Genomic DNA, 2,149 nt, shown 5'->3' on the forward strand with positions numbered 1-2,149 from the left:
CAACGTCGAACGCCGCCACAGCTACCTCGGTAACATCAGCCCGACAGAGTTCGAAACGCTCTGGACATCCACCTATTCGATCCCTCAACTCGCATGACCGCGGCTCGAAACAGCGGGGACAGATCAAGTCGTTATGCGACTTGGGGTTGATGGGTCGTGGTCCACTGTAGAGCGAACTCGGCTGGGGTGAGTTCACCATGGGCGGAGTGCGGTCGGTTGGCGTTGTAATCGCGGCGCCAGTCCTCGATGATCACTCGGGCTTCCAGCAGCGAGTCGAACCGCCACGAGTTGAGCAGTTCATCACGCAGGCGACCATTAAACGACTCGATCCAGGCGTTCTGCCACGGCGAGCCCGGATCGATGAAAAGTGAACCGGCACTGTTGAATCGGCACCAGTCAGCCACGACGTGCGCGACGAATTCGGGACCGTTGTCGAAACGCACATAATGCGGCGCCCCGTGGATGAGCGCCAGACGGTCCAGGACATCGACGACACCATCGGCGTCGATGGAGCGACCAACCTCGATCGCGAGTGTTTCGCGGGTGAACTCGTCGATGACGTTGAGCATCTTGAGGGTGCGGCCGTCGGCGGTGGTGTCGAACTGAAAGTCCATCGCCCAGATCACGTTCGGTCGGATCGGGGACATCGCGCCCACCGCGACACCGATCCCGGTCAGGCGCTTCTTGCGGCGCCGCTGCGGCACCCGCAGGCCCTCCTGGCGCCACAGGCGGCGGATGCGTTTGTTGTTGGCCTGCCATCCGGCACGGCGGGCCATCTTCGCGGCCCGGCGCCACCCCCAGCGTGGCCGGTCGACCGAGAACCGGCGCAGCCAGGCACGGAGTTCGGCCTCCTCAGTGGTGACCGGTGCCGGAGTCAGGCGCATCGTCGAGCGGTGCAAGCCGACGACGGCACACGCGCGGCGCTGCGACACCCCGAACCGCTCACGCAGCGCGACAACGGCACTGCGCTTGCGGTTCGGGGTCAGAAGTTTCCCGCCGAAATCTCCTTGAGCATGTCGATGTCGAGGGCCTGATTGGCGACCAGCTTCTTCAGACGAGCGTTCTCGGCTTCGAGTTCCTTGAGGCGTTTGGCTTCGTTGGCTTTCATGCCGCCGTACTGGGCCACCCAGCGATGCCACGTCGATTCGGCGACTTCCAGATGCCGGCACACCTCGGCGAGTTCCTGGCCGGTCCCGAGGAGCTTGTTGCCCTCGGCCAGCTTGCGGATGATCTGATCCGGGGTGTGCCGCCGGCGTTTGTTCGATGCCATGTCGTTGTCGATTCTTCCTTGCCCGCTAGACCGGGCAACAGAGTCCCACAACAACTGGACCACTACAGGGGGCTCACCTCAACTCGACTCATCACACTGTGGAGCTAAGGGGAATCGAACCCCTGACCTTCTCGATGCGAACGAGACGACAAGGACTTTTGGGGATGTTGGCGGCGTTGGCTCGGTTAAGTATTAGCAGGTCAGCGTGTTGCATATGTTGGCAAGCGTTGCGTGACGCCGGAGCTATTGCGGACGGATTGCGGACGCTGCTGGCCGCGTCACTCCGACCGAGTTCCCTTTGCACGGTCAAGACTGGCCAGTGCGAACTCAGCGACGGAGCAGGCTTCCTTCACGACCAGTCGCGCAAGCTCAGCGGTTACGCCGGTTGGCAAGGTCCTGCCATGCCCAGTGCCTTGCAGATTTCTCAGAGCATTGACCTGCTCTGCAATCGTCCATGCACTTTGAAGAACGGATCTGATGTGGTTCGCGCCGGGAGTGTCACCAGCGACCTGCTGAGGGAGGATACCCAGCCGCTCCCTTGCAAAGTGCCAGAGCTGGGCAAAATCTGCATTGGTCTGTATGGGCCAGTCCAGTTCCGAAAGAACGAACTTACCGACTGCTTCCAGCAGATCCTTCGCAGATCCCAAAGCCAGAGCGGGGTCGTCATCTGCCTGTTGCAGACGACCTAGTTGCTCGTTCAGCGCGGGCCGTCCACCGGTGTCTAAGTTGACCGAAACTTCCGCGAGATCGCCCGTGTCGGCTCCGGTTGAATCCTGAGCAGCCTGCTCCGGGGTGGTTTCTAGGTGCGGTCGCAACACCTCTCGAGATTCTGGAGGTTATGTTGACATCATCGCGTCGTGTGAAGAAAGGCCCAGGTCG

Annotated in this window: 2 protein-coding genes; both read right to left on the minus strand. The window is 61.6% G+C overall.

Features of this window, described 5'->3' with window-relative positions:
* Positions 1-131 precede the first annotated feature (131 nt).
* Positions 132-1,270 (minus strand): IS3 family transposase gene (locus WBB07_RS17100; RefSeq protein ID WP_526309589.1). Its coding sequence is split into 2 segments (ribosomal slippage): positions 132-1,000 and positions 1,000-1,270, totalling 1,140 coding nucleotides; the frame shifts between segments, so codons are not numbered across the junction.
* Between the two features lie 278 nt (positions 1,271-1,548).
* A complete protein-coding gene (locus WBB07_RS17105) occupies positions 1,549-2,088 on the minus strand; it encodes an abortive infection family protein (RefSeq protein ID WP_526309590.1) in 540 nt (179 codons plus the stop codon).
* Between the last annotated feature and the right edge of the window lie 61 nt (positions 2,089-2,149).

The organism is Mycobacterium sp. (genome assembly GCF_049647605.1).
Lineage (GTDB): Bacteria > Actinomycetota > Actinomycetes > Mycobacteriales > Mycobacteriaceae > Mycobacterium.